Origin of the sequence: Ferrimonas sp. SCSIO 43195 (assembly GCF_023716685.1) — a bacterium.
Lineage (GTDB): Bacteria > Pseudomonadota > Gammaproteobacteria > Enterobacterales > Shewanellaceae > Ferrimonas > Ferrimonas kyonanensis.
This window is the reverse complement of sequence record NZ_CP072679.1, coordinates 2,786,267-2,812,726: the sequence shown is the minus strand read 5'-3', so window position 1 is coordinate 2,812,726 and position 26,460 is coordinate 2,786,267. Positions and strand designations below refer to the sequence as shown.

At 57.0% G+C, this 26,460-nt stretch carries 29 protein-coding genes; 18 read left to right on the top strand and 11 right to left on the bottom strand.

Annotated features, from left to right (window positions below):
• Positions 1 to 2 precede the first annotated feature (2 nt).
• Entirely contained in the window at positions 3 to 635 is a 633-nt protein-coding gene (locus J8Z22_RS22215; protein WP_371877970.1) for an HNH endonuclease, read from the top strand.
• Here the strand turns inward: J8Z22_RS22215 and J8Z22_RS13160 are convergent.
• Positions 598 to 969 (bottom strand): hypothetical protein, encoded by a 372-nt coding sequence (locus J8Z22_RS13160; RefSeq protein WP_252006719.1) that lies wholly within the window; start codon positions 967 to 969, stop codon positions 598 to 600. The genes J8Z22_RS22215 and J8Z22_RS13160 overlap by 38 nt on opposite strands.
• 272 nt (positions 970 to 1,241) lie before the next feature.
• Between J8Z22_RS13160 and radC the strand changes: the two genes are divergently transcribed.
• The 6 genes from radC to J8Z22_RS13130 all read left to right on the top strand — a co-directional run bounded on the left by radC (position 1,242) and on the right by J8Z22_RS13130 (position 4,057).
• Positions 1,242 to 1,721 (top strand): DNA repair protein RadC, encoded by a 480-nt coding sequence (gene radC, locus J8Z22_RS13155; RefSeq protein ID WP_252006718.1) that lies wholly within the window; start codon positions 1,242 to 1,244, stop codon positions 1,719 to 1,721.
• Positions 1,718 to 2,170: a DUF2787 family protein gene (locus J8Z22_RS13150; protein WP_252006717.1), complete on the top strand. Its 453-nt coding sequence runs from the start codon at positions 1,718 to 1,720 to the stop codon at positions 2,168 to 2,170. Before radC ends, J8Z22_RS13150 begins: the two co-directional genes overlap by 4 nt.
• A gap of 85 nt (positions 2,171 to 2,255) precedes the next feature.
• Positions 2,256 to 2,420, top strand: a complete 165-nt coding sequence (locus tag J8Z22_RS13145; protein WP_252006716.1) for a hypothetical protein — start codon at positions 2,256 to 2,258, stop codon at positions 2,418 to 2,420.
• A 138-nt stretch (positions 2,421 to 2,558) separates the two neighbouring features.
• Positions 2,559 to 3,107: a recombinase family protein gene (locus J8Z22_RS13140; protein WP_252006715.1), complete on the top strand. Its 549-nt coding sequence runs from the start codon at positions 2,559 to 2,561 to the stop codon at positions 3,105 to 3,107.
• Between the two features lie 3 nt (positions 3,108 to 3,110).
• Positions 3,111 to 3,605, top strand: a complete 495-nt coding sequence (locus J8Z22_RS13135; protein ID WP_252006714.1) for a hypothetical protein — start codon at positions 3,111 to 3,113, stop codon at positions 3,603 to 3,605.
• Positions 3,602 to 4,057, top strand: a complete 456-nt coding sequence (locus tag J8Z22_RS13130; protein WP_252006713.1) for a hypothetical protein — start codon at positions 3,602 to 3,604, stop codon at positions 4,055 to 4,057. Before J8Z22_RS13135 ends, J8Z22_RS13130 begins: the two co-directional genes overlap by 4 nt.
• Positions 4,058 to 4,121: 64 nt before the next feature.
• Here the strand turns inward: J8Z22_RS13130 and J8Z22_RS22210 are convergent, their stop codons facing one another.
• On the bottom strand, positions 4,122 to 4,769 hold the full coding sequence (locus J8Z22_RS22210; RefSeq protein WP_371878134.1) for a GIY-YIG nuclease family protein: 648 nt from the start codon (positions 4,767 to 4,769) through the stop codon (positions 4,122 to 4,124).
• Positions 4,770 to 5,177: 408 nt separating this feature from the next.
• Between J8Z22_RS22210 and J8Z22_RS13125 the strand changes: the two genes are divergently transcribed.
• The 3 genes from J8Z22_RS13125 to J8Z22_RS13115 all read left to right on the top strand — a co-directional run bounded on the left by J8Z22_RS13125 (position 5,178) and on the right by J8Z22_RS13115 (position 8,031).
• Positions 5,178 to 5,828, top strand: coding sequence for a hypothetical protein (locus J8Z22_RS13125; RefSeq protein ID WP_028111799.1), 651 nt, complete (start codon positions 5,178 to 5,180; stop codon positions 5,826 to 5,828).
• A gap of 108 nt (positions 5,829 to 5,936) precedes the next feature.
• On the top strand, positions 5,937 to 6,398 hold the full coding sequence (locus J8Z22_RS13120; RefSeq protein WP_252006712.1) for a hypothetical protein: 462 nt from the start codon (positions 5,937 to 5,939) through the stop codon (positions 6,396 to 6,398).
• A gap of 223 nt (positions 6,399 to 6,621) precedes the next feature.
• Positions 6,622 to 8,031 carry a hypothetical protein gene (locus tag J8Z22_RS13115; RefSeq protein ID WP_252006711.1) on the top strand — a complete coding sequence of 470 codons (1,410 nt, stop codon included), beginning with the start codon at positions 6,622 to 6,624 and terminating at the stop codon, positions 8,029 to 8,031.
• A gap of 61 nt (positions 8,032 to 8,092) precedes the next feature.
• Here J8Z22_RS13115 and J8Z22_RS13110 read toward each other — a convergent pair whose 3' ends face one another.
• The 9 genes from J8Z22_RS13110 to cysK form a co-directional block, all read right to left on the bottom strand.
• Positions 8,093 to 9,331, bottom strand: a complete 1,239-nt coding sequence (locus J8Z22_RS13110) for an iron-containing alcohol dehydrogenase (RefSeq protein WP_051252361.1) — start codon at positions 9,329 to 9,331, stop codon at positions 8,093 to 8,095.
• 275 nt (positions 9,332 to 9,606) lie between these two features.
• A complete protein-coding gene (locus J8Z22_RS13105; protein WP_252006710.1) occupies positions 9,607 to 10,281 on the bottom strand; it encodes a hypothetical protein in 675 nt (224 codons plus the stop codon).
• Between the two features lie 51 nt (positions 10,282 to 10,332).
• Positions 10,333 to 12,000, bottom strand: a complete 1,668-nt coding sequence (locus tag J8Z22_RS13100) for an alkaline phosphatase (RefSeq protein WP_252006709.1) — start codon at positions 11,998 to 12,000, stop codon at positions 10,333 to 10,335.
• A 12-nt stretch (positions 12,001 to 12,012) separates the two neighbouring features.
• On the bottom strand, positions 12,013 to 13,590 hold the full coding sequence (locus tag J8Z22_RS13095) for an alkaline phosphatase (RefSeq protein ID WP_252006708.1): 1,578 nt from the start codon (positions 13,588 to 13,590) through the stop codon (positions 12,013 to 12,015).
• Between the two features lie 143 nt (positions 13,591 to 13,733).
• On the bottom strand, positions 13,734 to 14,240 hold the full coding sequence (gene crr, locus J8Z22_RS13090) for a PTS glucose transporter subunit IIA (protein ID WP_252006707.1): 507 nt from the start codon (positions 14,238 to 14,240) through the stop codon (positions 13,734 to 13,736).
• Between the two features lie 58 nt (positions 14,241 to 14,298).
• Positions 14,299 to 15,987: a phosphoenolpyruvate--protein phosphotransferase gene (ptsP, locus tag J8Z22_RS13085; RefSeq protein WP_028111809.1), complete on the bottom strand. Its 1,689-nt coding sequence runs from the start codon at positions 15,985 to 15,987 to the stop codon at positions 14,299 to 14,301.
• 98 nt (positions 15,988 to 16,085) lie between these two features.
• Entirely contained in the window at positions 16,086 to 16,343 is a 258-nt protein-coding gene (locus J8Z22_RS13080; protein WP_028111810.1) for an HPr family phosphocarrier protein, read from the bottom strand.
• A 160-nt stretch (positions 16,344 to 16,503) separates the two neighbouring features.
• The gene (locus J8Z22_RS13075) at positions 16,504 to 18,048 is read right to left on the bottom strand and encodes a methyl-accepting chemotaxis protein (RefSeq protein WP_252006706.1); all 1,545 of its coding nucleotides are present in this window, start codon (positions 18,046 to 18,048) and stop codon (positions 16,504 to 16,506) included.
• A gap of 173 nt (positions 18,049 to 18,221) precedes the next feature.
• Positions 18,222 to 19,193 carry a cysteine synthase A gene (gene cysK / locus J8Z22_RS13070; RefSeq protein WP_028111812.1) on the bottom strand — a complete coding sequence of 324 codons (972 nt, stop codon included), beginning with the start codon at positions 19,191 to 19,193 and terminating at the stop codon, positions 18,222 to 18,224.
• Between the two features lie 220 nt (positions 19,194 to 19,413).
• Between cysK and J8Z22_RS13065 the strand changes: the two genes are divergently transcribed.
• The 8 genes from J8Z22_RS13065 to J8Z22_RS13030 all read left to right on the top strand — a co-directional run bounded on the left by J8Z22_RS13065 (position 19,414) and on the right by J8Z22_RS13030 (position 26,270).
• Positions 19,414 to 20,478: an RDD family protein gene (locus tag J8Z22_RS13065; RefSeq protein ID WP_252006705.1), complete on the top strand. Its 1,065-nt coding sequence runs from the start codon at positions 19,414 to 19,416 to the stop codon at positions 20,476 to 20,478.
• Positions 20,478 to 21,725, top strand: coding sequence for a diguanylate cyclase (locus J8Z22_RS13060; protein ID WP_252006704.1), 1,248 nt, complete (start codon positions 20,478 to 20,480; stop codon positions 21,723 to 21,725). The genes J8Z22_RS13065 and J8Z22_RS13060 overlap by 1 nt, the downstream gene beginning before the upstream one ends.
• 60 nt (positions 21,726 to 21,785) lie before the next feature.
• Positions 21,786 to 22,352 carry a Crp/Fnr family transcriptional regulator gene (locus tag J8Z22_RS13055; RefSeq protein ID WP_028111815.1) on the top strand — a complete coding sequence of 189 codons (567 nt, stop codon included), beginning with the start codon at positions 21,786 to 21,788 and terminating at the stop codon, positions 22,350 to 22,352.
• 36 nt (positions 22,353 to 22,388) lie between these two features.
• Positions 22,389 to 22,880 (top strand): GNAT family N-acetyltransferase, encoded by a 492-nt coding sequence (locus J8Z22_RS13050; RefSeq protein WP_371877969.1) that lies wholly within the window; start codon positions 22,389 to 22,391, stop codon positions 22,878 to 22,880.
• Positions 22,881 to 23,753: a DMT family transporter gene (locus tag J8Z22_RS13045; protein ID WP_252006703.1), complete on the top strand. Its 873-nt coding sequence runs from the start codon at positions 22,881 to 22,883 to the stop codon at positions 23,751 to 23,753.
• 273 nt (positions 23,754 to 24,026) lie between these two features.
• Positions 24,027 to 25,046, top strand: a complete 1,020-nt coding sequence (locus J8Z22_RS13040) for a DUF2846 domain-containing protein (protein WP_245595549.1) — start codon at positions 24,027 to 24,029, stop codon at positions 25,044 to 25,046.
• A gap of 184 nt (positions 25,047 to 25,230) precedes the next feature.
• The gene (locus J8Z22_RS13035) at positions 25,231 to 25,671 is read left to right on the top strand and encodes an NUDIX hydrolase (protein ID WP_028111819.1); all 441 of its coding nucleotides are present in this window, start codon (positions 25,231 to 25,233) and stop codon (positions 25,669 to 25,671) included.
• A 68-nt stretch (positions 25,672 to 25,739) separates the two neighbouring features.
• Entirely contained in the window at positions 25,740 to 26,270 is a 531-nt protein-coding gene (locus J8Z22_RS13030) for a protein tyrosine phosphatase family protein (RefSeq protein WP_252006702.1), read from the top strand.
• The last annotated feature ends 190 nt before the right edge of the window (positions 26,271 to 26,460 follow it).

Here is a 26,460-nt window from a genome sequence, read left to right as displayed (position 1 = left end):
TGATGGAGATGGATAACATGGACGTTAAGCACTGCCTTCGGGAGCCTATCCCTGAGATCTTCGATGCCGCTCGCTACCTTGATGCTGCGGTATCTGCCCACTTGAGTGGCCATCAGGAGCTCGCAGAGGAGCTCCTGAGGCTATCTGATATGGATGTGTTGCGTGAGTGGACGGAATCGCTCTGGGGAGCGAATAGCCCTTATGTTCAGCGTCGGGAGATACCAGGAGCTCCTGCTCATCTCCCTCAAGAGCTTAGGGTGCCGGTAAGGATGCCCAACACCGCAGAGCGTGATGCATTGCATAAGCGTGATGGCTTTCACTGTCGGTTCTGCGGTACACCTCTAATACGCAAGGAGGTGAGGCAGATACTTAATAGGTGTTATCCAGAGGCAGCTCGATGGGGAACCCGTAACATCGAACAGCATGCTGCACTTCAGTTGATGTGGCTGCAGTACGATCACTTGGTTCCTCATGCCCGAGGTGGCAACAACGACCTCTCCAATCTGGTATTGACCTGTGCACCTTGCAACTACGGCAGGTTAGACAGCCTAGTTGAGGAGGTCGGCTTGATATCTCCCTTCAGCAGGGAGCCGAACCCTACTGACTGGGACGGGCTAGAGAGGCTACTTCGTTAGCGGTATAGCGACGGTAAGCACTGTCGCCAGAGGTCAGCAGATTGAAGGTTCTTACTGCAAGTGCTTCTGCGACCTCCGGTGAGACCCCAGAAAGCGTGAAGCCATCTTGGCCTGCACGGTACCACTCGTCTTTTTCGAGCCCATCACAGAGAAGCTTATTGAGGCGTTCTTCGACTTCAGTGTCCACAGAGGGGTATTCCCCTTGCAGTTCGACCTTGTATTTGGATTGTTTGATGATGCGGATTGCCGGTAGGCCCTTGGCCATCATCGAGGTGTAATACTTATTCCAGCTGTTATCCCCCAGCTGGGTTGAGTGGGTGAATGGGATCATCATTGATGTCTCCAGTTACAGTGCCGGATCTTTTCTGACACATGTTCGCAGAATACCTCAGAAAGAGTATGCTTGTCAATGTTAAAGCCTTTTAATATCAACAGGATACGCTGTGATTGGCAATTTGGCGGATCAGAGAATCTCTCGGGGGTTTTTACTAGTGGAGGTTAAGTGACAAGCAGGATCTCACCTGAGTTTCTTGTACCTTTTTTGAGCGATTGAGCATCTTGATGGCATAAGAATCCTGAGAACCACATTCATACTCAGGAGGCTATATGTCTAACCCTACACCCCCACACATCTATCCCGGTCATCGCCCAGGTGACCACATCATCCATAAGGCGTTGACCATTCTGGAGAGCCGCCAGCAACAGCCTGGAGATTCCCTGACCTCTGCGTTGGATGCAAAGAACTACCTGCGTCTGAAGTTGGCTGAACAGCAGCGGGAAGTCTTCGCCGTTCTGATGCTCGACAGCCAGCACCGTGTTATCGAGTATCAGGAGCTGTTCCTAGGCACCATCGACGCCGCCAACGTCTATCCCCGTGAGGTGGTCAAGGCGGTGCTTGGCTGTAACGCCGCAGCGGTGATCTTGTCCCATAACCATCCATCAGGGCATGCGGAGCCCAGCCAAGCTGATCGCCAGATCACCAGTAAGTTGCAGCGGGCGTTAACAGTGATCGATGTGCCAGTGTTGGACCACCTGGTCATAGGTAACCCCGATGTGACCTCCTTCGCCGAGTGGGGGTGGTTATGACGCAGATTGCCCATATCGACACTACAGGACTGCCGTTCCGCTTGAAGCTTTCCCTGCTACGGCAGTTGGAGTTTCACCTTGCTGAGGTACTGAGAACATGGCCTAGCAGCACAAGTCTCACGCTCAACTACAGAGATCCGAGCTACAGCTCTGCTACCGGTGGTTATCATCCGGTCGAAATCAGGTTAGAGCGGTATGGAGCAAAGGGCAGCTGGCGGCTGTGCTACATCACCGACTTCGCCTACTTTGGTGACGGCCCCCATGTGGAGCTCGCCAAGGAATTGGATTTCGACTTCACCAGCGGTGTGGGTTACCAGGCGTATGCTGGAGAACACCCAATCCGGCGATGCCTTCAACTGTTCCGCCTCTGGGAAGCCAACTTCCTTCACTACCTCAGTAATGGGGTTTACCAGATGCAGTCCTCTATCGACTGCCCCCACCAGAACTGATCCAACCGCAAACCACAGCCGGATGTCACCACTCCTACCTATGTGGGGGTGGGGCTTCGTGCTACCTGACTATAGGAGATTCTCGATGCAAGACGATGAAGACGAAGACAGCACGTTTCTGAAACAGCTTTTTCAGGACACCATTCGTGCGGCCTTGGTTGCTGCAATTCCAGTCATCCTAAGTGCAATGATGTCTAGATTCCTTCCCGAAGAAACTGACCACGATCACTATCACGACGACCGGTTATAACTATTTGTTTCACAAGTCAATAAACCAAGCTCATGTGACCAACCCCGTAACAGCGGGATTTCCGTGTCACATGGGCCCTTTCCCACCTTTTGACGGGCTTGGTCAGTGTACCTTGCCCTATTGACCAGGAGGTTTCCTATGGCCGTTATCGGTTACGCCCGTGTTTCCACCACAGGACAAAGCCTAGATGCTCAGCTGAAAGCTCTGGCTGATTGCGACAAGGTTTTTCAGGAGAAAGAAAGTGGTGCTAAGGATGACAGACCACAGCTTCAACTAATGCTTGAGTTCGTTCGTGAAGGTGACCATGTGCGGGTAACTAAACTGGACCGCCTTGCAAGAAACACCCGTCATCTACTCGAGATCGCAGAGTTCCTCCAAGCAAAAGGGGTCTCCCTTCAGATACTCAATCTAGGGATTAACACCAAGACCCCAACAGGAAAGCTGATGCTGACAATGGTTGGAGCCATCGCGACCTTTGAAAGAGAACTCATGCTAGAGCGACAAGCTGAGGGCATCGCTCTTGCTCGCCTCAGAGGAAAGTACAAAGGACGTAAACCCACAGCAATGCTCAAGAAAAAAGAAGTTGTTCCCCTTCTGGAACAAGGAATACCCAAACCTGAGATTGCTCGAAGAGTCGGAATCTCGTTATCCAGCGTCCAGAGGATCGCAAAATCTAACAAGGAGTAATTCATGAAAAAACGTACCAAGCTGCTGGCGGCAGGCGCCCTGATAGTAATCATTGCAGGAGTCACCTCCTGGGCCGAAAGCCGTACACCAGTGAAGGTGACTTGGGTTCATCCTGATATGTTGCCCAGTGCTTTCCCTAGTGATCAGTTCATTGCAACTGGCCCTGATGCCTTTGGTGACAACTTTGCGTTAATGCTTGCTGACCATGAAACCACAGCTATTGGTGTCGGGTTCCAAGACCAATCCTGTGCAAGAAAAAGGGCTGAGAAACGCTATACAATCGACTTCGATCACCCCAGTGTCAACAAGATTGGATTTGAGGCAGATAGCAGGTGTATGAATAACTTCATCCGTGTTGCTATGGTTCCAGCGTTCTTAAGCGACCCAATCCTGAATCGCCTCAGAAACGGAAAGAACTACGTACTAGGCATAGGAGGGCATTATGTAGACATCAGCCCAAAAGGGTTTAATGCTGTATGGCGACGAATAGAGCAATGAAACATGTTCTATGTGCAACTCTCCTATCCTTGGCTCTACTCAATCCTTCATCGGCTGGAGCTACAGGCTTAGAACATTACACACAGCTTCAAGGTTGGCTTTGGATTGCTGAGAAATGCCAACATGAGCAGCCTCAGTTTCAAAGTGGTTATTGGGGTATTCGAAAGCACTGGCTTGAAGTCACCAATCAAGCTTGGGAGACATCATTCCGAAATCGCTTCGAGCGTGCAGGGATCAAGTTGTCGTCTAAGCAATTTCAGCGGTATGTCGTTAAGTATCGTTTGCAAGGTCAACACCTAGCGCAAGGGTGGTTGATTGGAGCAGATTGCAAAGATGGCCTTCCTTATGGACTAGAGCTGTTCCTGAAGGAAGACATCTTCTTCGATACATATAGAGCTGCCTCCGATGGAGAGCTGGACATGGAAGATGTGTTACAGCAGATGAACCCTTAAAAGACGGAGGTATATTCAGCTAGACAGCTAGGGACCTAGAGGCAGCCGAGTGGCTCCTCTTTTACTACCTTCCATTACCTCCAACAGTTTTGTTCCATCGTGGTTGATGTTTAAATATTTGCATCTTTTCTGCTTCGCGAAGCTCAGAGTCAGTGATGCCTGGCTTGGCTGGTATTATATCCACCACGTGAGTGTCAGGGCGGATCGGGTTCGATGCTGCTCGGAAGTGCTCGCCGAGTCGGCGTCTAGGATTGACGCTCTTGCCAATGTAATCCAATGAGTTATCGGTGCGATTGTACGCTCTATAGATTGATGGCTCAGTTGGAAGCGTGCTATCTCGACCAGGCCAGGTAGTGTGTTTTGAAGGTCTGCCTCTTTGGAGAGGAGATGATGCCTTAGTTGAACTGGTCTTTGTTGACGTACTCGCTTTAGTCTTGTCTTCGGCCGAATTTGTTCCCGAAGTGCTAGGCGGATCCTCTGGTTTTTTAGGGGAATGTCGCCGATTGGGTTTTGGATTGAAGTTTGACCAGGAATTATGGCTTGAAGAAGGGGTTGAGCTTCTGCTAAAAGCTGCGATAGCGAAAGCAACAAGGGCGACTGTGCCGACTATAGCTAGGCTTGCCTTGAAAGGGTTGCCCTTAGCCCACGTTCTCCCCTCACTGTAGACCTTTTGGACACCGCCCCAGACTTCCGAAAAGCCATCGTTTTGCATACAAACCCCCACTACGGGTTGCTTAAAAAACAGACTTTTAGTGTAGCAGACTAGTCTTGAGGTATTTCTATATAAAAGAGCTCGCAGTTTTTTATGCCAAACAGGATCATCCATGGCTCTCCGATACAGATAGGGTCGATCATTGTGACATCGGCCACATAGGGGAGCAAGCCGAAGTTGTTATGCTAGTTAACGAGTAACCATGATGGCCTGAACCCGGCTGAACCGACGCCTGAACCGCCATCGCCACCGGGGTGAACTAAGGTGGGGTCACAATGGAATTTCAGTCGATTTTCCTGTGACGATGCCTAGTATGGTAAGTCGTAATCAGCTGTTACTCTTGATTAAAAGAGATTAAAAACGGTATCTGTCGGCAAGCCGATACCAATACCCTCATTGGAACGCCCTATGGAAATTGAGAACACCGTTGAGTCCATGCAGCAGGCGCTGTTGGATGTCCGCCGGGCGCAGCGATTACTGGTGGCGTACCATCAGCGCCTTCTGCCAATCATCGACCACCTGGCTAAAGCGCTGCAGTGCCGGTTCCTGTCCTGGGAGCCGACCTATCATGGCCTCGCCGGGCACAACCCTTTTGATTGCTGGTGCTGGGAACATTCGCCCATGAACGACGCCCGGTTTCTGTTTTTGAGTGATACGGTACGGGATTGTGAGCGGGCCACGCCGGAGGATTGGATGCTGTCGGTGCGACTGGTGACCGACTCCGGCCTGGAAACGTCGATGCTCAGGCAGCACAAAAACTGGGACGCCACCGAGATTCAACCGGATCCCGACGACAGCCATACGCGGCTGACGTTCGTGGCCTACCACCCGTTGAGTGAGTTGAACCAGGTCGGCGTATGGCAATCCCTGGTCAATGACAACCCCACGCCCCCCGCCGATGGCCGTCCGGTGCCGCTGACTCAGGACGGTGAGATGTTCGCCATGGAGGTGGATCTGGCCCAGCTCGCCGAGGACAACGGCATCTGCGAACTCATCGATCAGCTGCGCTGCCGCTTGCTGGCCAATGGCTACCCCTACAGCGGTTTGTCTTCCACCTGAGCATCGCCGTTTTGCGTGATGTTTCTCCCCTGCATACACTTAGGTGAGATCCTGAGGTAGTCAAGGTCGCCGTCGATGCTGGGTGTCAGAGGCGACTAGGGGGGAGAGATGATCTACAGGCATACTCAACATGGTGTGGCGGTGCTGCTGATTGTGGCGGCCGCCGCCTTGCTGCTGTCACTGGCGGCCAGCGCACCGGCAGGGCAGATGATGTGGCTGTCCTTTCTGATTCTGGCCATCGTGGCGGTGCTGTTTTCCTCTTTGACCATCGAAGTCAATCGCCTCCGTATCAGCTGGTTTTTCGGCCCCTGGTTTTGGAAGCGTACTCTGCCGGTGTCCGAAGTGAAATCGGTACGGGTAGTGCACAACCAATGGTACGAAGGCCTGGGCATACGACTGATCCCCAAGGGTTGGCTGTACAACGTCTCGGGCACCGAAGCGGTGGAGCTAACCTGTAAGAATGGCAAGGTGGTGAGGCTGGGTACCAATGACCCGGGAAATTTGCTCAGAACCATTAAGGCTCAACTGGAAGAGTTGGAATCGTCACCACCTCCTCACTCGAAAGCCTGAACCTATCCAGAGGCGCCAGCTCATCGTCATGATGATCTGGCGTCTGAGTTTGCGTTCATCAAACCAAAAAGTTGCACAAAACCCTTGGGTTTTTGCCCCTAAACCCTAATTATAACCCTCAGGTGAATAACGATTTTTTGATTGCTGCGGCTCAGGCTACTGGGCGGCGGTGATCGTGGCGGTGCCCATTTGGCCGGCCCTAGCCAAGGAGTGAACGACCCCGATGTTAAAGTTCTATACCCAATTCTCTGTCGATCATGGTCATGAGCCGGAGGCGATTCTGGCGGTGGCCAAGACCTGGCTGGATGGCAGCCCCCACTCCAGCTTCAATCGCGATAATCTGGAGGCGTTGACGCTGCAGACGCCAGGGCCACTGCAGCAGGGGAACGAGAAGATTCAGCTGGCGCACTGTTATGAGTCTGACTATCAAGGGCTGGGCGTTCGCCACGAAAACCTGGACAACAAGCAGGTGCGCTGGGTCACCGAGATTGTCGGTGCCAAGATCGGCGGCCGTTTCTGGATCTCGGTGCTGCTGTCCTGCGATTCCGATACGCCGTTGACCCATTCGCCTCAAGCGAAAAAGCCCTACATTGTCCGCCTGATCCTGGAGCATTTCGGCGGCGGCCAGGACGCCAACCTGACGCTAACCGATGAGCCGACCCGGTTGCAGGACAACGAGGCGGATTTTTCGGTCATCAGCCACATCATCAACGGCGACTCGGACAACATGCTGCCGGTGGTGTATTGCAGCGCCGATGAGTATAACCGCTGTAGCGTTGACCCGGACGATCTGGCCAAGTGGCTGTCTGGCATGGCCCACGTGCTGGTTGAGCCGCACCGACGCTTCTCTTTCGACCTTAAGGAGGCGACCGGGGGTAAGAACGTGTATCTGGGGGCCGTGGGAATCTACTGGCCAAATGGCGGGTTAACCCGGGTTCTGCCCGGCGATCGTTTTGCCTGCGCCAATGACCTGGCGGTGGAGGTGGCGCGGACCATTCGCGATTCACTGGTGACCCAACGCAGCATCAAAGGCTGCAGCTGGTCGCAGCTGCGTGAGCGGGTGTCGCGGTCCAAAATTCGTGCCCTTAAGCAACAGGACTCCGCCGAGCTGGAGCAGTTTGTGGCGGCCTTCGATGATGAACTCAAGGCCAAGGAGGAGCAGTTGGCGGCAGCGGAGTTGACCATCAACTCCCTTCGTTCCGAGCTGATGAACCTGCGGGCCATCAAGGATCACTCCGGCAGCAGCCTGGTGTGCGAAGGCCAGGAGCAGGATCTGTACCCGGGCGAACGCAAAGATCTGGTGCAGGAGGTCCTGCAGGCGGCACTGAAAAACGCGCAGCCGAACACGCGCATGTTCGATCTTATTGACGACCTGATTCAGGCCAATACCCCGGTGGGGGAGCGGGCCCGTTTGCTGGCGGCGGTCAAACAGACCCTGAGTCAGTATCAGAGCATGGATAAGAAAACCCGCTCCGAGATCGAGAAGATGGGCTTCAGCTTTGAGGAGGAGAATCGCCACTATAAGCTGATGTTCAAAGGCGACCCCCGTTATAAAATCAATCTGGCCAAAACCAGCAGCGACCACCGCTCCGGCAAAAACCTGGTGTCCCAGATCCGCAAAGAGTTTTTCTAGCGCCTGAATCGGTAAGGGGCACAGGCTGTGCCCCTTGGTCAGTTGGCGGGACTCGTGGGCCTCAGGCCATCATGCCGCGCAGAAATTGCTGCAGTTGCCCCTGTGAATCGAAGTAACCGGGAACCGGGTAGGGGCTGCGGTAGGTTTCACTGATGATGTTGTCACTCATGCTCTCCAGATCCGCCTCCTTGAGCATGGTCAGCTCCGGAGTGATGGCCAGAGTCTGACACAATTCATTGACCGCGGTTACCAGCGCTTCGGCCTTGTGTTGGTCGCTGTCGCCCTCGATGCCGATGGCGTCGGCCATCTGGGCCATGCGGGCACTGGCAAAAGGCAGGTAGAACGCCAGCACGTGGGGCAGCACCATGGCATTGGCCAGTCCGTGGGGGACGCCGTAGCGAGCGCCCAGTTGATGGGCAATGGCGTGGACCCAGCCGACGCTGGTTCGGGTGAAGGTGACGCCGGCCTGATGAGACGCCAACGCCATCTCCTGGCGGGCTTCGACGTCATGCTGTCCCTGGGAGAACGCCCGTGGCAGGTAGGTAAAAATCCGCTTAATGCTGGCCAGGTTCATGGCGTCGGTCTCAGCAGTCGCAAACCGGCTCAGGTATGACTCCATGGCGTGGGTCAGCGCATCCATGCCGGTGGCGGCGGTGATTGCCGGCGGCAACCCCATCATCAGCGAGGCGTCCAACACCGCCAGATCCGGCACCACACTCAGGCTCACCACCACCTTCTTCTGATGGCTGTGTTCATCGGTGATCACCGCAGCAGCGGTGGCTTCCGAGCCGGTGCCAGCGGTGGTGGGGATGGCCACGAAGAAGGCGCCTTTCTTTCTCAATTTCAGCAGGCCGACGATTTTGCGCGGGTCGATGTGGTTGTGGGCGCAGCCGTTGATCACCTTGGTGGCATCGATGGAAGAGCCGCCGCCGATGGCGATGACGCTGTCGAATTGATGCTGTCGGCAGTGGCTGATCCCGGCCTCGATCAGGGTGAAATCCGGGTCCGGCACAATGTCGCTGAATACCGAATAGGTGAGCTGGTGCCGTTCCAGCGCTTCGGTCAGGCGACCAAACACGGGCAGGGTCACAAACACGTTATCGGTGATCACCACCGGACGCCGGTAGCCGGATTCGGCCAGGCGGGCGATGGCGTTATCCAGAGACTGATCACCGCTGAGTACCTCGGGGGTGGCGATGGGCAGGCGCTGAAAAATTGGTCTGGCGATGGCGGCCCAGAGACGATAGAGGCGCTGTCGAAGGGCGAACATCGGGCTGGACGAAGCGTGGGTCTGAGTCATAGTCGGGTTTCCTTACAGGGGCCGCTCCTTGGCTGACGGTGGTTGCAGGCGATGTGGCAGCGGCTGAGGGCGCGCCATTGCCTGCTACCGACCAGTCAGTCGGCTTTAGGTCTAGGCTAGGGCAAACGTCAAGGGAGTGTCAACTGTGGCGAAGAATTTGACCGATTGCAGGGGCGGTGGCCTCCAGGCCGACAGATTTCACCACGGGAGGGGAGGTGGACCACCGCAGAATGCGGCGGTGCCGAAGGGGCGCAGCATTTGCTGCCCGGTGGGACTCAGTGGTCGTGACCGTGGTGGTGATTGATGGTGTTGGCCTGGCGGCGACTGAAACCTTGAATGATCATCTTCGACAACAGTGGATCCTGCTCGTTGTCGCCGACATCGGCATAATCGGTGGCGGCAAACTGATCCCAGTGCTGCATGCGCTGCTGCACATCGATGTCACTATGGTTGAGCTGCAGCAGGGTCAGAGTCTGTGACGGTGAGCTCAGGGATTGCACCAGTTGCAGATCCGGTAGCCACACCAGTTCGGTGCCGGCGCCGCTGCGGTGCTGGTGGTGATCACAGCCGTCGCCCGAGGTGGTGGTCACTGTCAGCGCATTCAGGGCCACAGGATCCAGCAGTTGCCATTGCCGCTTCCAGGCGCGCTCGCTGTTCAGCGCCTTGAGATCTTCCGGTTGGTATTCGATGGCGCGCTGGTATTGATCGAACAACCGTTCTAAACGCAGTTGTCCGCCGGTCAGCCGGGTCCAGCGTTCAGTCAGTCCGTCATCGGCCCAGTGCAGGGCGACCTGATTGTCCAGGCGCACCAGCTCCAGGGAGCGAACCGCTTTACCGGGTTGTTCAAGGCTGTAGTGGGCGATCAGGCGTTGTGGCTGGGCGTCGCACTGGGCCTGGGCTCCCAGGCTCATCACTAGGGTCAGAGCAAAGAGTATGTGAGTCAGTGTCATGGGAACTCCTAAGGGGAGCACCTTTGTGCTCCCCTTGTTGACAGTGGGGGGTTAGTCCAGGGCAGCCTGGGCACGGCCGCTGAGATCCGCCGCGTATTCCATTACGTGGAACAGGTAGTTTTGCTCGTTGGTGCCGGTGACCAGGTGGGCTCCGGGGCCAGACGCATACACGCCGACGTCTTCGGCGGCATGGGTTTCAGAGCTTCGGGGTACCAGCGCCTCCTGGTGGTAACCGGCGGCGGTGGTATCGACCTCGGTCAGGTCGTGGCGGCCGCTGGCGATGGGCTGGTCATAACCGGCATCGGCGTCGGTTTCATTACCCAGATCCATAAAGCCTCGGCCATTGGTATAGCCCAGGGTGGTGTAGGGCTTGCCATCGGCGGCGGTGGCCTGTTTGCCGTCGACGCCCACCACTTTGCCCAGAATGGGGTTGCCGCGACGGGGGTAGCCGGCAATGGTGAACACATGGCTGTGGTCGGCGGTGACCATCACCAGGGTGTCGTCGGACGAGGTCAGGGCCATCGCCTGCTCAACGGCTTTGGACAGTTCGATGGTATCGGTGAGGGCGCCGTAGGCGGAGCCGGCGTGGTGGCCGTGGTCGATGCGCCCCGCTTCGACCACCAATAGGTAGCCGTTATCATTGTTGTCGAGAATGTCGATGGCCTTGGCGGTCATCTGGCTCAGAGACGGCTCACCGGCCACGTCGTTGCCGCGATTGGCTTCGTATTGCATGTGCGATTCGTTGAACAGACCGAAAACCCGGCTGGTGGTGGCGGCATCGATGCCGTCAAATCCGTTCTGGTCGAACACATAGGTGCCGCTTGGGTATTTGGCCTGCCATTCGGCGGTCAGGTCGCGGCCGTCGGTGCGATCGCCCTCTTTGCTGCTGACGGCATCGGGGCTGTTGTAGGCGGCATCCTTTGGCAGGAAGTGGCGGCGGCCGCCGCCCATGACCACGTCCAGACCATCGACATCCAGGCCGTCAATGCGGCTTTCCAGGTAGGTCTCAAAGTGGACCAGTTGATCGGCAATGTCTGCGGTGCCGGCGGCCACCGCCTCGTCGGGCAGGTCGGAGACGTCTTCCCAGTTACGATCTGCCGACTTGGCGTAGGTGGCGGCGGGGGTGGCGTGAGTAATTCGGGCGGTGGAGATCACTCCGGTGGCCATGCCGGCGATCTCTGCCATCTCGATGGCTGTCATCAGTTCATTGCCCGCCACGGTGCGATAATCACCGCGAATCACGTCTTCATCGACGCCAATGACGCCGACGTCGGTTTTGACGCCGCTGATGAGGGCGGTCATGGTGCCGGCGGAATCCGGCGTTTGGGCATCGACGTTGTAAGTCTTTACCAATCCGGCGTAGGGGAAGGCATCAAAACTGAGGCTGTTTTCCTCACCGCTGCCGCCCTTGAGCTGGCCATCGAGGATTCGGGCGGCGGTTACGGTGGACACGCCCATGCCGTCGCCGACAAACAGAATCACGTTTTTGGCGCCGCCGCGTTTGGCGTTGATTGGCCGGTCAATGGTGGATTGTAATGCCTGTTCGGCATCGGTGTACCAAGGGCTGTCGGTGTTGGTGGCGATGTCGCCCTTGGTGATTTCAACGGCGCCCGTCGGTGGGGTACCGCCGCCGGTCTGGCTGTTGTCATCGTCGTCGCTGCAGGCCGTCAGTGAGGAGGTGATGGCCAGGGCCAGCAGAGTCTTAGTCAGGGTTTTCATTGTCGGCATTCCTTACTTAGCGACCAGGGTGAGGGCATTGTCGATGAGGTGGAAAATCTGGTTCTGTTCCATCACCCCTTGGGCGAACTGAGCCCCAGGCCCGTTGGCGTGCAGGCTGATGTCTTCCCCAGCGTGGGTTTCAGAACTCAGCGGAATCAGCGCTTCCTGATGGTAGCCGCTGGCGGTAGTGTCGATGGCGCTGATGTCGATGCGGCCATTGGCTGCGGCTTCGCCATAGCCGGCGTCGGCGTCGGTTTCATCGCCCAGATCGCGGAATCCCAGGCCATTGGTGTAGCCGGCGGTGGTGTAGGGCAGACCATTGGCATCGGTGGAGAGGTTGCCTGAGGTGTCCACCACCTTGCCCAGAATCGGGTTGCCGCGGCGGGGATAGCCCGCCAGGGTGAATACGTGGCTGTGGTCGGCGGTGACCAGAATCAGGGTGTCGTCACTGGCGTGTTGGCGGGCCAGTTCGACGGCATTGGAGAACTCAATGGTGTCGGTGAGGGCGTTGTAGGCAGAGCCGGCATGGTGACCGTGGTCGATGCGACCGGACTCGACCACCAGCAGATAGCCATTGTCGTTGTTGTCGAGTATGTCGATGGCCTTGGCGGTCATCTCACTCAGGGACGGTTCACCGCCGAGATCGTTAGTGCGATCGGCCTCGTAACGCATGTGCGACTCGTTGAACAGGCCAAGTACCTGAGTGGCGCTAGTCGCATCGATGGCGTCAAAGCCGGCCTGGTTGTAGACGTAGTTGCCTTGAGGGTACTTGGCCTGCCACTCGGCGGTTAGGTCGCGGCCGTCGGTGCGATCGCCCTCGATGGCGCTGACGGCGTCGTCGGTGTTGTAGGCTTCGTTTTTGGGCAGGAAGTGGCGGCGGCCGCCGCCCATGACCACGTCGATGCCATCGACGTCGGCGCCGTCGAAGCGGGCCTCAAGCAGCGTTTCAAAGTTGATCAGCTGGTCGGCAATGTCCTGACAGCCGCCATTGACCGCCGATTCTGGCATGTCAGAGATGTCCTCCCAGTTGCGGTCAGCAGATTTGGCGTAGGTGGCGGCGGGCGTCGCATGGGTGATGCGGGCGGTGGAGATCACCCCGGTGGCCAGGCCTTTCAGCTCTGCCAGTTCCAGGGCGGTGGTCAGTTCATTGCCGGCTACGGTGCTGCAGTCGCCCCGGCTGATGTCCTCATCGATACTGATGACGCCAACGTCGGTCTTAACGCCGGTGATCATCGCCGTCATGGTGCCGGCGGAGTCCGGAGTCTGGGCATCGACGTTGTAGGTCTTCACCAACGCGGTGTGGTCGAATTTCTCAAAGCTGAGGGCGTTCTCTTCGCCCTGCAACCCCTGCTGCTGGCCCTCCAGAATGCGGGCGGCAGTGAGGGTAGAAACTCCCATGCCATCGCCGACAAACAGGATGACGTTCTTGGCCTTGGTGCGAGTTTCCGGCGCCAGTTTATTGTTCAGAGTTTGTTGGCTTTGCTGATACCAAGGGTTGCTGGCCTGGTAGTTTGGCAGAACCTGGCTGACAGCGCTGTGGCTGATGGCCAGAGCCACGGCAGTGGCGACGGTGCCCCATACGTGTTTCATAACGGCTTCCTGTAGGTAGTTGTCCTTAATGTGTAAGCGCAAGCAGGTTAGCCGTGGTGTGTGTCGAATGGGTTAAGCTCAGGTGTCAGAATTGTGAATCAAAAAAGGCCGCAACAGCGGCCTTTTTTAGATATTTGCGTAGCTTACAGGAAGACTTGCAGGGCCGGAGTCTCCCCCCCGACCGCTTTGCCTTCGGCCTTGTGAAGGTCTTTAACGTCTTCCATATTGGCGATCACCAGCGGAGTTAATACGCTCTTGGCGTGCTGGCGCAGGTAGTCGAGATCGAACTTGAGCACCGGATCGCCGGCCTTGACTCGCTGACCCTCTTGGGCGATGCGCTCGAAGCCGTTGCCTCGCAGTTCCACCGTATCGATGCCGAAGTGGACAAACAACTCCAGTCCCAGGGGCGATTCGATGGAAAAGGCGTGATTGGATTCGAAAATCTTGCCAATGGTGCCATCGATGGGCGCGTAGATGGTGTCACCGTCAGGATCGATGGCGATGCCATCTCCGATGATCTTGCGTGAGAACACCACATCAGGGACTTTTTCGATATCCACCACTTCGCCGGACACCGGGGCGATGACCTCGATGCCACCGGTGGGGGAAGCGCTTTTCATCATTCTTTGCATGCGGCTGAAAAATCCCATGGCCACCTCTTTTCCTTTATCCCTGTTATCGTTGATATTATCGGATTTTTATTTTAAATCACAGCGAGTTAAGTATAGAGCCTAATTCCCGGGTAGTTTGGGTCTTCAGGGCTCGGTCCAGCAGTTGCTGACATTGGCTGACTTTGAGCCGTGCCAGCACCGATTTAATCAGTGGTCGCTGGGTCGGCACCAGCGACAGGCCATCGATGCCCATGGCCAGCAACAGAGGCAACGCCTTGGGGTCAGAAGCCATCTCTCCACACAGGGTGATGTTCAGGCCGTGGGTTTTGGCACGGCTGCAGCAGTAGGCCAGAGCCCGTATCATGGCCGGTGACACCGGCCGGTACCATTTCGACAGCGTCGGATCGTTGCGGTCGGCCGCGTACAGGTATTGGGTCAAATCGTTGGTACCGATGCTGATGAAATCCAGCAGTGGCGCCATGGCATCGATGTTCATTACGGCCGCCGGTGTCTCGACCATCACTCCCAACTGCGGTTGTCGGCTATGGGGCCCCAGTGGCAGATCCGCTGCCGCCTGCTGGTACAGTTCGCTCAGCTGTTGCAGCTCTTCCACCTGGTTGACCATTGGCACCAGCATCTTGATCTCAAACTCCTGGCTCAATCGAGCGATGGCCTTGAGCTGAGGTAACAGCAGTTGCGGCTGTTCCAATCCCAGGCGAATTCCCCGGTGGCCCAGGGCCGGATTGGCTTCATCCGGCATCTCGTCCAGCATCTTGTCGGCGCCAAAGTCGAACAGGCGGATGGTCATAGAGTGGGGGGCTATCGCTTCGGCGATGGTGCGGTAGGTCTGGTACTGCTCCTGGGCGTTGGGCAGGCTGAGCCGATCCATAAACAGCAGTTCGGTTCTAAGCAGACCGATCTCCCGGCAACCGTAACGGGCCACCTGGGGCAGCTCGGCCAGGGTCGAGACGTTGGCACCGATGCTGAATTCGTTGCCGTCGGCATCGGTGGCGGCAGACAGGGCGTCGGCTTCAATGGCTTGTTGGCGCTCCTGCCATTGCTCGAAGCGGACCTCGAACGCTTCGGACTGGACTCGGGAGGGGTTGATGGTGACCGTGCCCTGTTCGCCATCAAGCAGAATCTCTTGGTGGTGAGGCAGACCCGCCAGCTGTTCCGGTGTCACCACCATCAACGGAATCTGCATGCCCCGAGCCAGGATGGCCAGGTGGTCCTGATAGGTCGCCTGGCTGACCACCAGCCCAGCAATGTCTGGATAACGCAGGAATTCCGCTGGCGACAGGTAATCCACTACCAGCACCTGTTTTTCATTGAGACTGGTGGGCAGCGGACAGCGGTGGCCGAGGGCATGCTGAATGAGGCGCTGTTTTAGCTGAGCCAGTTCGACGCCGCGCTTGCACAGGTTGGCGTCTTCAATTGCGCTGATTTCATCCACCATCGGCGACAGTACCCGCTCGATGGCACTGGCGGCATTGCAGTGGTGCAGCTCGACATGGTGGCACATATCCTGGGCCAGCTCGTCGTCCATCAACATCAGCCGGTCGGCTTCCATTAACTGACGTTCGTCGTCGGACAAGGCTTGGGACAACAGGGCATCCAGGGCCGCGACTTCGGCTTGCAGGGCCTGATGAATGTGGGCGATTTCGCCGGCGACTTCGTTTTCATCGACTCGAGAGTGATCCACCGGTGTAATGCGGCGGTGACATCGGTAGCTGCTGCCCCGGATCAGTCCGGTAGAGAGTACCTGTGCAACGATGGTCTGTGACACTCCGTGTCCTCCTGCGGCGATGCCGCACTGTGCAATGTCGGGTGGTGCGAACCGCTCGGCTGGGCGAGGGTCGGTATTCGGTTGCTGTTAAGGCGACGTCATTCCAAGGTGGCGATAAAGCGGCACAGGCTATCGACGGCCTGCTCTGCCTGATCACCGCTGGCGGTGACTTCGATTTCGGTACCGCTGACCAGGCTCAGGGTTTGCAGCCGATATAAGCTTTTGGCGCTGGCCTGCTTGCCGTTACAAAACACGATGATATCGCAGGGAAACTGTTTGGCCTGCTGGACCAACAGGGCCGCAGGACGGGTATGAATGCCTTGCTTGGCGGCAATGGTGACGGACTGACGATACATGCTTGGCCTTGGTGCTGGAACGACGGGCTCAGGATACTGTTACACAAGGTTTCGGTCAATATTATCGCCGCCATAGCGGCACTTTGGTGGCAGGGAATCGGGTCGGGGAGTGGCGCCGGAGTCAACACGGCTGCCCGCGGGGGCAGCCGTGAGTCGAGGGTCAGACTCGGAACTGACCCAGTTGCACTGACAACTCGTCGGTGACGCTCTGCACCGCCTGGCTGGCGTTGGCATTGCTTTGGTTGGCTTTGACGCTGGCTTCGGCCAGATCGGCAATGTTGTTGATGTTCTGATTGATTTCGCTGGTGACCTGGGACTGCTGCCGAGTGGCGGCGGCAATTTGAGTGCTCATGTCGCCGATGGTGGCGATGCGGGCAAACACCTGATCCAGCGTCTCTCCAGCGTCGTCAGACTGCTTGGCCAGCAACTGGAACTGCTCCAGAGCCGAACTGGCGGAGTCGGTCACGTGGGCTACGCCTGACTGAATGTTGTCGATGATGGTGGCAATCTCATCGGTGGAGCTTTGAGTCCGTGACGCCAGGGCGCGGACCTCGTCGGCCACCACCGCAAAGCCGCGGCCGTGTTCGCCGGCCCGTGCGGCTTCGATGGCGGCGTTGAGCGCCAACAGGTTGGTCTGTTCGGCAATGCCACGAATGACGTCGAGAATGCCGCCGATCTGGGCCGAATCCTGGGCTAGGGTGTCGGCGGTGGAGCCGGTCTGAGTGATGCCTTCGGCCACTTCATTGAGGTAGGCACGGTTACTCTGCATGGCGTCGCGGCACAGCCCGACCTGCTCCTGGGTGGCGGCGGCGGTCTCGGAGGCCTGACCGGTATTGTTGGCCACCTCTTCGGTGGCCGCCAGCATCTCGGTGACCGCCGAGGCCACCGACTGGGCTTCCTGGTTCATCAGGCCGGCGGTTTGGTTGGACTCGGCCACGGTGGTGTCCAGTTGAGTGGCACTGCCGCCGAGATCCTGGACGTCTTTGTTGACCACTCGAATCAGGTCGGCAATCTTGGCGGTGAACTCGTTGAAACTTTCAGAGAAACGGGTGACCTCGTCGTTGCCTTCGGTGTCCAGGCGCTGAGTCAGGTCGCCGTCACCATGGGCAATGGCCTTCATGGTGGCGATGGCGTGCTGCAGTGGCTGGGTGATGGACAGGTTAAGCAGCAGGAAGATCCCCATGACCGGGCCAGCCAGAAGGGCCAGGAAGATGCCATAGTCCCACAGCACGTCGGTCATCTGCTGTGCCACCAGGTGCGAGTCGCTCAGGATCACCAGGGTGTTGGTGGCGGTAGGAATGCCATACAGCCAGTAGGTCATGCCGTCGATAACCAAAGTGCGGGCTCCGCCCTGTGCGGCCAGTTGGCGCAGCGGCGCCCGGGCGTCGGCGGCGGCCATCAGTCGGCTCAAATCGCCGTCACGTTGACGCTGGTTAAGCAGTTGTCCCTGCCCATCCAGTACCAGCAGGTTGGTGTTGTCGCCCAGTTTCAGGCTCTGCAGCAACTGTTCGGCCGTGGTATCGCCCTGGTCGAGAGAGGCGATGGCCTGGCCCAGGTGACGATTTTCGGTTTCGGCGGCGCTGAGCAGTTGTGAGTACTGGCCGCTCAGGCTGAAGTAGGTGTAGAGCAAGGTGGCACTGCCGGCCATGGCTAACAAGATAAGCAAGCGCAACGAGATCGACAGCCTGCGCAATAATTTCAACATGACATTTCCCTGATGTGTCTGTTTTTATTAAAAGTTGTTCTTTCCATATACTAGGTGACTGGCGCCATCAAAAAATGACGAGATGGTGAATTCATGCGGTGCCTCACACTCAGTGACAGGCACCATAACAAAAAAAGGCGACCCTGAGGCCGCCTTTCTTGAATTGCAATCAGTTATTGCTGGTTTTCCGCTTCGGTAAAGACACCCTGGAACAGGGCCGAAGACAGGTAGCGCTCGGCGGAAGAGGGCAGTACCACGACAATGGTCTTCTCTTTCAGCTCAGGTTGCTCTGCCAGCAGTTTGTTGACCGCCACGACCGCGGCACCGGAACTGATCCCCGCCAGAATCCCTTCCTCTTCCATCAGGCGGCGGGCCATCTCCATGGACTCGTCATTGCTGACGCTGATGACCTTGTCCACCATCTCCAGGTCCAGGTTGCCGGGAATGAATCCGGCACCGATCCCCTGAATCTTGTGTGGACCGGGCTTGAGATCTTCGCCGGCCTTGGCTTGAGCGATCACCGGTGAATCTTCTGGTTCCACTGCCACCGACAGCACGTCTTTGCCCTTGGCCAGCTTCAGGTAACGACTGGTGCCGGTGATGGTACCACCGGTGCCGACGCCGGCCACAAACACATCCACTTCGCCATCGGTGTCTTCCCAGATTTCCGGGCCGGTGGTCTGTTCGTGGATGGCCGGGTTGGCCGGGTTATCGAACTGTTGCAGCAGTACGTACTTGTCAGGGTCGCTGGCTTGAATCTCTTCGGCCTTGGCCACGGCGCCTTTCATGCCCTTGGCGCCTTCGGTCAGTACCACGGTGGCACCCAGCGCTTTCAGCAGCTTACGACGTTCCAGACTCATGGTCTCTGGCATGGTCAGGGTCAGCCCGTAGCCACGGGAAGCGGCGACAAAGGCCAGGGCGATACCGGTATTGCCGGAGGTTGGCTCGATGATCTCTTTGCCTTTGGTCAGGGTGCCGCTCTTTTCGGCGTCCCAGATCATGTTGGCACCGATGCGGCACTTAACACTGAAGCTGGGGTTGCGGGCTTCAATCTTGGCCAGCACATTGCCTTCGGTAACCCGGTTGAGTTTCACCAAAGGGGTATTGCCAATGGTCAGGGAGTTATCTTGATAAATTTTCGCCATCTGTCGCTGCTCCGTTGCTGATTCGGTTCGATAGGTATCAAAGCAATAATAGCAGCCAGCATAGCGTTTTCGGGCCACACTGGAAGTGTCGGTTCGTTATCCTATATTCCTGAATGGAATAACCGCTGTGCTTTTTATTTATATGAAGCGGAAATGGATGCAAACCAGCGGTTTGTGTTAACGTTCGGTTACATTCTTCTCCTTCGGCACAAGGACTGTTGTGGCTCGTTTACCGGATCCCCGTACCATCATTACTCCTACCGCTTTTGAAGTTGCCCCCAAACTGCTGAATCGCCCGCTGGCCAGCCCCTGGCGCCGGGGACTGGCATTGATGCTGGATCTGTTGATGGTGGTGATGCTGGCGGAGTTACCCCTGGAGTTGCTATGGGCCATCTTGTTGGCGGTGGTGTGGATTCGCTGGCGCGGCATTAAGGTCAAGGCCAAGATGCAGACCGGCATCTATTTAGCTATGGGATTGTGGTTGCTGTTTACCATGGTGTTTAACGCCGGTAGCGACAATCCGCCGAAAAGCCCGCCGCCAAGAATCGAAATTCAGACGGATAACGACGTGTTGGCGCGAATCTGTGATGCCGAGGATCAGGCGCTGTGTACCCTGAAGCTGGCCTCGGATCTGATGGCCAAGGTGGTCACCGGTGAGCTGAGCACGGAGCAGGAGATGACTGCGTACCTGATCATGACCTATGGCCTGCCAGACGATGCCGCCGCCGAAGTGGCGGCGGATCTGCTCGATGGCTATCAGGGCTCGTTGGACGAAGTGGGCGTGACGGTCAGTTCGCCAGAGTCGAAAGTGCAGTCCGTTGAAGACCTCGAGAATGCCCAGACTCCGGTATCGCGGCCCCAGATCACGCCGCTGGATGAGTCAACGCCCCTCGAGCCGGCAGAAGAGACGGGCTGGCTGGGGGGGGTGAAGACCATTGAAGACCTGATTAATGGCTTTGTGGCCGAGTTAGGTTGGGCCTCGGTCTATTTCACTGTGCTAACGGCCTGGTTCCATGGCCAGACCCTGGGCAAGAAAGTGTTTGGCATTCGAGTGATTCAATTGGATAACACCCCCATCTCCCTGTGGGAGGCGTTTGGCCGTTATGGTGGCTATGGTGCCGGCATTGCCACCGGGATGATGGGGTTTATGCAGATGTTCTGGGATCCCAATCGACAGGCGATTCAGGATAAAATTTCCTCCACCGTGGTGGTGGATTTACGGGCCAAGGCCCGACGGCGTGCCCGAGCGGTGCGCAAGCAGATGGCGACCAATCATAAGGAATAATGATGATAAAAGTCCTGGTTGTAGAAGACAGTGTCACCGTTTGTAAGGTGCTGTTTCACTTGTTTCAGCAGGAAGTTGGCATTGAGGTGGAGTTTGCCAAGGACTTTCAGACCGCCAAGGCGCTGATGGAGAAAACCGATTACTTTGCGGCCCTGTGCGATCGTTGCCTGCCGGATGCGCCCAACGGTGAGGTGATTGAGTGGACCCTGGCTAAAGGGATTCCCGCCATTGTGCTGACTGCCCGTATGGATGAGGATGAACGCACTCGGCTGCAGGGACTGGGGGTGGTGGATTATGTGCTGAAGGAGAACCGTTTTTCCTACCAATACGCGGTGGGGTTGGTGAAGCGACTGGCGCGCAATGGCGACTATCGGGTGCTGGTGGTGGATGACTCTCAGGTGGCGCGCAAACAGGTGAAGGATCTGTTGGAGCGGCATCAGTTTCAGGTGGCCGAGGCCGACAGCGCCGAAGCGGCGCTGATTCAACTGGCCACCGGTGAATTCAAATTGATGATCACCGACTATGAGATGCCCGCCATCAACGGCGTTGAGCTTATTTGCAAGGTGCGGGAGCAGGTTGACCGGGATGAACTGATCATCGTCGGCTTGTCGGGCCGGGAAGAGGTGTCGGCCCGGTTTATTAAGTACGGTGCCAACGACTTTTTGCGTAAGCCGTTTTTTGCCGAAGAGTTTTACTGTCGCATCAATAACCTGATTCAAGCTCAGGAGCTGAACCAGAAGCTGTGGCAGCGGGCGCATCTGGATTATCTGACCGGGGTCGCCAATCGCCGCTACCTGATGAATCAATTACACGATCTCTGGGGCCAGGCGGTGGCCGCGGAGCAGCCCCTGTGTCTGGCGATGCTGGATGTGGATATGTTCAAACAGGTCAACGATCGGCATGGCCACCAGGTCGGGGACCGGGTGTTGCAATTCCTGGCCCGGGAACTGAGCCAGAGCCTGGAGCGGTTCGTGGTCGGTCGGGTCGGTGGCGAGGAGTTTGCTGTGGTGATGCCCGGGCTCAACGGTGAGCAGGCATGGCGGTTGATTGAAGCGGTGCGGCGCAAGGTGACCGGTCAGCCGTTGCAACTGGAGGCATTGTCGCTGGCGGTCAGCTTTTCGGCAGGGATCTGTCAGGGGCAGCAAGGCGATAGCATCGACACCATGCTGCGACGGGCCGACGAGGTGATGTATCAGGCCAAAGAGGCCGGTAGGAACCTGGTGTTGTTGGAAGAGGAATCCGGGTGAACCCGCCCTTGAAGCCGAACCGGGCTTCGGGGTATAACCTCGTGTTTTAGAGGGGGCCGAATGGAGCAAGGGTTTGTCGTCGCGTTGACGCAGTTGGAAGTGCCCATTGCAGAAGCCGAGGCGCTGTTTTTGCAATCGAGTCAGCGCCGCTGCGCACCAGGAGAGGTTCTGGTGACTCAGCGCAGTCATCAAGGAGAACTGTTTTTTGTCGAGCAGGGACTGTGCCACGCCAGTTATCTGACCTCACAGGGCAAGCAGTTCAGTAAGGAGTTTTATTGGGAGCGGGACTGGATCATCGGTTTTGAAGCCTGGCTGGCCGGCACGCCGTCGCCGTTTCAACTTCAGGCACTGAGCGAGGTGCAACTTCGCTGCCTGCCAATGTCGGTGCTGCAGCAGTGGCGCACCGAACGTCATCCGGCCCACGTCACCCTGCTGGAGCAACAGTTGATCTATAAAGAGCGCAAGGAGCGGCTGATGTTGCTGCATTCGCCTTCCCAGCGCTACGCCTTGTTTTGTCAGGACTATCCTCATCTTCTGCAACGATTAAATGACTACCAGATCGCCGCCTACCTGGGCATTACTCATGTCAGCCTCAGTCGAATCAAAGCCCGAATGCGCCAAAATTAACAAAGGATAACGACTGAGATTCAATGAGGAGATACAGTGGCGGAAATTCCTGATAACGAGAACACGACCTCTATGTTGACCTGGCAATTATGTAACTTTGATGCTCTTTCCGCCCGCCATTGGCACGATATCGTTCGCCTGCGAATGGAGGTGTTTGTGGTCGAGCAAAATTGCGTCTACCAGGATGTGGATGGCCATGACGTGATGCACGGTGTTCGCCATTTGATGGGGACCGAAAACGGGCAACTGGTGGCCTACGCCAGATTGCTACCGCCGGGGCTGACTTATGACAATGTCAGCATTGGTCGTATTGTTACCAAGAGCAGCATCCGTGGCCGCGGCCTGGGGCACCAACTGGTGGGCCAGGCTCTGAGCCTTTGTGAAGACCTCTGGCCTGGGGTCAACGTCGAGATTGGCGCCCAGGAGCACCTTCAGGACTTTTACGCCAGTCATGGCTTTGTGGCGTTCTCCGAACCCTATCTGGAGGATGGCATTCCTCACGTTGACATGCGACTGGATAAAGCCTGAGTGTCCGGCGCTGCAGTGATACCTTTGGCTCTGGGCCTGCTGGTTCTGGGCAACCTGCTGGCGTCGGTGTCCGATGTGGCAGTCAAGCTTCTCGAAGGCGGCATCTCGCCGTTTCAGTACATCTTTATTCGCCAGGGGATGGCCACCTTGCTGGTGCTGCCGTGGTTACTGAGGTTGCCCAAAGCCGGTCGTCGCCTCCATGCCCCCGGCGTCACCCTGATTCGGGCGCACTTGGTATTGGTGGGCAGCGGTTGCATGATGGTGGCGGTCACCTATCTGCCTCTGGCCACTGCCAATGCACTGTTTTATGCCGCGCCGCTACTGATGTTGCCGCTGTCACTGTGGTTGCTCAAGGAGCGACCGCCCTGGACGCGGGTGCTGGCCACCGGTGTGGGGTTTATCGGTGTTCTGGTGGTGCTGCGGCCACAGCATTTCCACTGGGCGGCGTTGTTCGCGCTGGGCACTGCCACCACCCTGGCACTGTTCCATGTATTGGTTCGGCGCTTGCCTCAGCGACAGCCGGTGGCCAATACCGTGTTCTGGACCAATCTGCTGTGTCTGCCGCTGGCGGCACCCTTAGCGCTGTTTCATTGGCAGCCGCTTAGCATGACCGAGTTGGGCTGGGTGGCCGTCAGTGCAGTGTGCATCAGTGGTTACAACGGGCTGGCGGTATTGGCTTACCAGAAAGCACCGTCGGCGCAGATCGCCCTGGCGGAGTACAGTGGGTTGCTGTTCGTCACCCTGTTTGGGGTCTGGTGGTTTGCCGAGGTGCCGGATCGACTGACAGTGTTCGGCATTGCCCTGATCTTACTGCCAATGCTGCCGTTACCACGGCTCTTCGGCTTGCATCGACTGGTGCCGGTACGCAAGTAATTCCGAGGCTTGAACGGAGGTCACGAGAGTGACAGAAAAGCCGTTACTTCCATTGTATTCACTTCGTGACTCGGCATGGAATTTACCGTGCCGCATTCCTTGCTAATCGAGTCGAATGAACGCTAAACTCGGCTTCGGCTTCATTATAAGCTAATGAAATATATCACTAAAACATTCGAAATTGGCCATATGCAAAAACAGGCATAAGGACGAGTTCAGAATTGCATCATACCCTCACAAGTGACTGTGGTGTTTTTAATTAAGGGATTCATTTTGAAACTAGGTAAGTTGTTGTCTAAATCTGTCGGCCTGAGTCTGGCGGCGATGGTGTTGTTATTATCGGGCTGTGCCACCAGCTATAAGGTGGACCCGGAACTGGTCAGTCAATTTAAGCCAGAAGCCACGCCCACTGAAGAGCAGACGTTTGTGTATGTGATTCGTGGGTCCAACTTTGCCGGTGCGGCCAGGGGACTATGGGTCGCGGCCAACGAGAATGTGGTGGCGGATCTGTCTAATGGCTCCCACGCATTGCTGAAGTTAGATTCTGGTATCAATTCGGTGCATCTGGTACAGGGACTGGCGGGCATCGGCTTTGCCAAGGTCGATAATCGCCCCGGTGAAACCGTCTATCTGGCCATCGACTACGTCAAGGGCGAAACCAAAGAGGTAGAGCATGACCTGGGAGCCACCATGGTGATGAAGACCTCCAAAGCCAAAGACATTGGTGCACCTCGGAAAAATGACGCCTACGATAACCTCTTGGTGAACCCGTCGTTGCTGGGCTTCCCGGTAATGAAAGAATCGAATCAACCCATGAAGGCGGATGATGACAGTGCGGTGATTAACTTCTATCGCATGGAAACACTGATCGGCCAAGTTCCATTCGACATCTGGTCGGAACAAGGTTATGTCGGCAGCACCACCTCCGGCACCTATTTCCAGGTTCGGGTTAAGCCGGGCAAACACACTTTCGTGGCATTGTCTGAGCGTTACTCAGTGCTTGAAGCCGACGTCGAAGCCGGAAAAGAGTACGTGGTCGAGTTTGATGTGGACATGGGCTGGAACCAGGCCCACGTGCAGTTGCTGCCTATGGATGCCGCTGAATCAGCGAAAACCATCAGCAAATGGCAGGCCAAAGCCAAGTTGATGGCGGTGGATCCTCAAGTTCTGGAGCAGGATGCGTTTAAGCAGCGTCTGCAGATGGGCAAAGCCTACCTGAAACAACAGTACCAGAAGATTGAGAAAGGAGAGCTGGCCAGTCGCGAACTGGTGAGCAGCAACGGCGTGTTGTAACAACCTGCTCATCGAGACGGTCGAGGCGCCCTGTGGGCGCCTTTTGTGTTTCTTGAATCAGCGTCGCCGTGCTGAGTCGTGGAGGACCGTGCTCTGAGCGCATCTGGGTGGGGGGGGTCATTGTCTGCCTCTGTGGCCGGGGTTACACTGCCAAGCCACTGAATTACTGATTGAGAGACTATCGATGTCTGAGTTGTCCATGCCCAGAGTGGCCGTTCTGGCCGTCACCTACCATCAGGAGCGGCTGATACTGGTGAAGCGCGCCAATGAGCCGCAAGCACTGGGGTGGGGGTTTCCCGGTGGCTCGGTGGACGCAGGGGAGCCGTTGATGGATGCCGCCGTGCGGGAGTTGCTGGAGGAAACCGGTGCCCGCGCCGAGCCGCAGGCGCTGCTGACGGTGGTGGAGGTCAACGAATTTGATGGCAGCGGTCGCCATCATCACTTTATCCTGGTGCCGGTACTGTGCCGTTATCTTGGTGGTGAACTGCAGGCCGACGACGATGCCCTGGCGTGTGACTGGCTTAGCTTCGATGAGATTCATCACCAGCGCTCGGCCTTGATCGAAGGGGTGGCCGACACTGCCGCAGAGGCTCGCCGTTACCTGGCACAGCAGACCAAGGGCTAAACCAACGAGTTGAAACCTGAGTCCGCTGAAGTCAGGATAGGGGGCGTCATGACCAAGGAGTCTCCCCTATGAAAGCCCTGTTTTTTGCCGCCGCGTTGCTGAGTGTCAGTGCCCAGGCGGCCATTTCGCCACAGCCTCTGGCGGACATCAAAGACGTACAGTTCAACAGCGAACGGGTCATTACTGCCGGTTTGCCCACCGAAGCCCAATTTCCCCAATTGAAGGCTGCCGGGGTTGATCTGGTGATCAACCTGATTCCCGTTGGCAATCGCAGCGGCCATGCGGATGAGGCGTCACTGGCCGCTTCCGCCGGTCTGGATTACATCAACATCGAAGTGGATTGGAAACAGCCAACCCAGGCCAACCTGCAGCGCTTTTTTGAAGTGATGGACGCCAATACAGACCGGGACGTGTTGGTGCACTGCGCCGCCAACTGGCGGGCCTCGGCGTTTTACTACCTGTACCTGCTTCACAGCGGCAGTGCCGACAGCAATGAGTTGCAGCACCAGGTAATGATGCCCTGGGGAGACCTCAAAGCCAGCCTCGGAAAATACCCGCAATGGCAACGGTTGATCACCGAGGCCAGAGCCGGCCTCTGACCCCGAATGAAGCCGGCGCGGCCATGCACTGACCGCGCCGTGTTGTTGCCGTTTGTTTAACGACACCGAACTCAGCTCGGTCCGTACCGACAACTTGATTAGACCTCTAATAATTCCTCTTGGCCGCCTTGTTTGGGCACTTCGTTTTAGCCCAAATAAATTTCAACGCTAATCTTCAGAGTTTTCGGGG

Excerpts from the sequence above, each read along its gene's own strand:
- J8Z22_RS13130 (WP_252006713.1), top strand. The coding sequence starts at position 3,602 with ATGAAACATGTTCTATGTGCAACTCTCCTATCCTTGGCTCTACTCAAT.
- J8Z22_RS13035 (WP_028111819.1), top strand. The coding sequence starts at position 25,231 with ATGTCTGAGTTGTCCATGCCCAGAGTGGCCGTTCTGGCCGTCACCTAC.
- J8Z22_RS13135 (WP_252006714.1), top strand. The coding sequence starts at position 3,111 with ATGAAAAAACGTACCAAGCTGCTGGCGGCAGGCGCCCTGATAGTAATC.
- J8Z22_RS13055 (WP_028111815.1), top strand. The coding sequence starts at position 21,786 with ATGGAGCAAGGGTTTGTCGTCGCGTTGACGCAGTTGGAAGTGCCCATT.
- J8Z22_RS13100 (WP_252006709.1), bottom strand. The coding sequence starts at position 12,000 with ATGAAAACCCTGACTAAGACTCTGCTGGCCCTGGCCATCACCTCCTCA.
- J8Z22_RS13125 (WP_028111799.1), top strand. The coding sequence starts at position 5,178 with ATGGAAATTGAGAACACCGTTGAGTCCATGCAGCAGGCGCTGTTGGAT.
- J8Z22_RS13105 (WP_252006710.1), bottom strand. The coding sequence starts at position 10,281 with ATGACACTGACTCACATACTCTTTGCTCTGACCCTAGTGATGAGCCTG.
- radC (WP_252006718.1), top strand. The coding sequence starts at position 1,242 with ATGTCTAACCCTACACCCCCACACATCTATCCCGGTCATCGCCCAGGT.
- J8Z22_RS13140 (WP_252006715.1), top strand. The coding sequence starts at position 2,559 with ATGGCCGTTATCGGTTACGCCCGTGTTTCCACCACAGGACAAAGCCTA.
- J8Z22_RS13110 (WP_051252361.1), bottom strand. The coding sequence starts at position 9,331 with ATGACTCAGACCCACGCTTCGTCCAGCCCGATGTTCGCCCTTCGACAG.
- J8Z22_RS13120 (WP_252006712.1), top strand. The coding sequence starts at position 5,937 with ATGATCTACAGGCATACTCAACATGGTGTGGCGGTGCTGCTGATTGTG.
- crr (WP_252006707.1), bottom strand. The coding sequence starts at position 14,240 with ATGGGATTTTTCAGCCGCATGCAAAGAATGATGAAAAGCGCTTCCCCC.
- J8Z22_RS13080 (WP_028111810.1), bottom strand. The coding sequence starts at position 16,343 with ATGTATCGTCAGTCCGTCACCATTGCCGCCAAGCAAGGCATTCATACC.
- J8Z22_RS13150 (WP_252006717.1), top strand. The coding sequence starts at position 1,718 with ATGACGCAGATTGCCCATATCGACACTACAGGACTGCCGTTCCGCTTG.
- J8Z22_RS22210 (WP_371878134.1), bottom strand. The coding sequence starts at position 4,769 with ATGCAAAACGATGGCTTTTCGGAAGTCTGGGGCGGTGTCCAAAAGGTC.
- J8Z22_RS13160 (WP_252006719.1), bottom strand. The coding sequence starts at position 969 with ATGATGATCCCATTCACCCACTCAACCCAGCTGGGGGATAACAGCTGG.
- J8Z22_RS13115 (WP_252006711.1), top strand. The coding sequence starts at position 6,622 with ATGTTAAAGTTCTATACCCAATTCTCTGTCGATCATGGTCATGAGCCG.
- cysK (WP_028111812.1), bottom strand. The coding sequence starts at position 19,193 with ATGGCGAAAATTTATCAAGATAACTCCCTGACCATTGGCAATACCCCT.
- J8Z22_RS13075 (WP_252006706.1), bottom strand. The coding sequence starts at position 18,048 with ATGTTGAAATTATTGCGCAGGCTGTCGATCTCGTTGCGCTTGCTTATC.
- J8Z22_RS13145 (WP_252006716.1), top strand. The coding sequence starts at position 2,256 with ATGCAAGACGATGAAGACGAAGACAGCACGTTTCTGAAACAGCTTTTT.
- J8Z22_RS13060 (WP_252006704.1), top strand. The coding sequence starts at position 20,478 with ATGATGATAAAAGTCCTGGTTGTAGAAGACAGTGTCACCGTTTGTAAG.
- J8Z22_RS13095 (WP_252006708.1), bottom strand. The coding sequence starts at position 13,590 with ATGAAACACGTATGGGGCACCGTCGCCACTGCCGTGGCTCTGGCCATC.
- J8Z22_RS22215 (WP_371877970.1), top strand. The coding sequence starts at position 3 with ATGGAGATGGATAACATGGACGTTAAGCACTGCCTTCGGGAGCCTATC.
- J8Z22_RS13030 (WP_252006702.1), top strand. The coding sequence starts at position 25,740 with ATGAAAGCCCTGTTTTTTGCCGCCGCGTTGCTGAGTGTCAGTGCCCAG.